We start from the raw sequence: 2,301 nt of genomic DNA, 5'->3' as shown, positions 1-2,301 counted from the left end.
GGCTCACCCGCCGGCGAACAGGTGCGGCCGATTCGCGTACGCCGGGCTGCACCCGGCCCGTGTGCTGTGCCGCCTCGGCGGCCTTGCGCAGCTCCGGCCGCTGGGCGAGCGCTCCGCCGGTCTCCGCCTCCAGCAGCAGGTCGAGCAGCTGATGGGCGGTCGGCCGCTCGGCCGGATCCTTGGCCAGCGTCCGGCCCACCAGGTCACGCAGCGACCCGCCGAGCCCGGTCAGGTCGGGCGGCTGGGTCAGGATGCGGGCCGCCGTCGCGGCCGGGGAATCCGCCCAGAACGGGGTACGCCCGGTCGCCGCGTAAGCCACCACCACACCCCACGCGAACACGTCCGCCGCCGGCCCCACCGTGCGATCCGAGTCGGTGTCGAACCGCTCCGGCGCCATGTACGCCACCGTGCCGACCATCTGGTCGGTCCTGGTGTGCCGGCTGGTCACCTCGAGCGCCCGCGCGATCCCGAAGTCGATGACCTTGGGCGTGCCCAGCGAGAACAGCACGTTCTGCGGCTTCAGGTCCCGGTGGATGACCCCGACGCCGTGGATCGCCGCCAGCGCCGTGGCCACCCCGACCGCCACGCTGTGCAGCGTGCCGCCGTCCAGCGGTCCCCGCTCCCGGATCACCTCGGACAGACTCGGCCCGTCGACGTACTCGACCACCAGATACGGCGTCTCGTGATCCGGGTCGGCGTCGAGCACCGCCGCCGTGCAGAAGCTGGGCACCTCGCGGGCCCGGTTGACCTCGCTGCGGAAGCGCCCCCGGAACTCGGCGTCCCAGGCGTGCTCGGCCCGCAACATCTTGACCGCCACGAGCCGGCCGTCCGGCGACCGTCCAAGAAAGACAGTGCCCATGCCGCCCTCGCCGAGACGACTGAGCAGCTCATAATCACCGAGCCAGCGCGGATCGTTCGGCATCATCGGACGGGTCACACGGGGCAGGATAGCGGCTCCCCGCCCGGCCCCATCCTGGTCCCGCTTCGGCCGGCCACCGCTTCTGCCGGCCGGCTCCGGGGCGGCACTTTTCTGGCCGCACCCGAAGCCGTGTCCGGTCGGATCCTTGCCGGCACTCGAGCCTCAGCCGACGAGTGACGACCTCATCCCTGCAGGACGAGTGACGCCCTCATCCCTGCAGGACGCGCGGCGGCTTGAACCGGCGGACCTCCTGCGGCCAGCCGCAGGCCTCCGCGATCCGGCCGGCCCACATCCGGGCGGTCGCCTCATCCGGCACGTCCACGATCGTCAGGCCGCCCAGGAACTCCTTGCTCTCGACGTAGGGCCCGTCGGCGAAGACCACCTCACCGCTCGTGGCGTCGGCGCTGAAGACCGGGCCGTCCTCTTCCTCCAGGCCCCCGGCGAAGACGAATGCCCCGGCGGCCTTGATCTCATCGACAACGGCCCGGGCGAGGGGGCCGCGCCCGCGGAACCACTCCTCGGTGTGGTCACCCACCCATTGCTGATTGAAGTAGATGAGGTACTCAGCCATATTCCGCTCCCTCTGATCGTCCGGACCCGGCGTCCGTCTCTGCATACGCCACGAACGGCATCCGGCGGATCCGACACACTCCAGCTTGATTTGTGTGAACCGCGCACACCGCGGTGCGTATCTCGGGCGGAGCTGTGGGGGAAGGGCAGGTCCGGCGGTGACAGAGCGACGACAAATCGATGACAAATGGCCTGGCCCGGGGGGCTGTCGGCCGCCTACGATCCCTTCATGACCTGGCGACATTGATCCACCCGTAGAGGTCCAACCCGTGGGCCGCCGCGGCCGCCGTGTGACCGGCGTCCGCTCCGACTTCACGGGAAGGCCTCATGACCCTCGACTCCGCACGCGTGCGCCGGCTGGCTGCCACGCTCTATGCGTACGCGTTCCTCGCCGATCTCGTCCTGCTCTACCCGGTGTACGCACTGCTGTTCAGTGACACCGGCCTGTCGGTCTGGCAGATCTCCTCGCTGTTCGTGATCTGGTCAGCCGGCAGCACGTTGCTGGAGGTGCCCTCCGGCGCCTGGGCTGACGCGGTCTCCCGGCGATTACTGCTGTGCCTGGCCCCGCTCGCCGGCGCGGCCGCGTTCGCGCTCTGGGTGCTCGTGCCCTCGTATCCGGCCTTCGCCGTCGGGTTCCTGCTCTGGGGTGCCGGCGGGGCGCTCGCCTCCGGATCGCTGGAGGCGCTCGTCTACAGCGAGCTGGCCCGCCTCGGCGCGGCGCACCGCTACGCCCGCACGATGGGCCGGGCCCGCACGGCGGAGACGGTCGGGGTGCTGGTGGCCACCGTGCTCGCCGGTCCGGTGCTCGCCGC

2 protein-coding genes and 1 pseudogene are annotated in these 2,301 nt (G+C 71.3%); 1 reads left to right on the top strand and 2 read right to left on the bottom strand.

All coding sequences use genetic code 11. From position 1 onward, the window contains the following. Together AB0C29_RS44425 and AB0C29_RS44420 are read right to left on the bottom strand one after the other, a co-directional pair. A partial coding sequence (locus tag AB0C29_RS44425; RefSeq protein WP_360833836.1) for a serine/threonine-protein kinase occupies positions 1-937 on the bottom strand: 937 nt, incomplete at its 3' end. Positions 938-1,127: 190 nt separating this feature from the next. Then, a complete protein-coding gene (locus AB0C29_RS44420; RefSeq protein WP_360833834.1) occupies positions 1,128-1,490 on the bottom strand; it encodes a YciI family protein in 363 nt (120 codons plus the stop codon). Between the two features lie 326 nt (positions 1,491-1,816). Here AB0C29_RS44420 and AB0C29_RS44415 point away from each other — a divergent pair. Beyond that, positions 1,817-2,301, top strand: a pseudogene (locus AB0C29_RS44415) (MFS transporter); the annotation flags it as partial.

Origin of the sequence: Actinoplanes sp. NPDC048791 (assembly GCF_040650095.1) — a bacterium.
Classification (GTDB): Bacteria; Actinomycetota; Actinomycetes; order Mycobacteriales; family Micromonosporaceae; genus Actinoplanes.
This window is presented reverse-complemented; position numbering and strand designations above follow the sequence as displayed.

Excerpts from the sequence above, each read along its gene's own strand:
- AB0C29_RS44420 (WP_360833834.1), bottom strand. The coding sequence starts at position 1,490 with ATGGCTGAGTACCTCATCTACTTCAATCAGCAATGGGTGGGTGACCAC.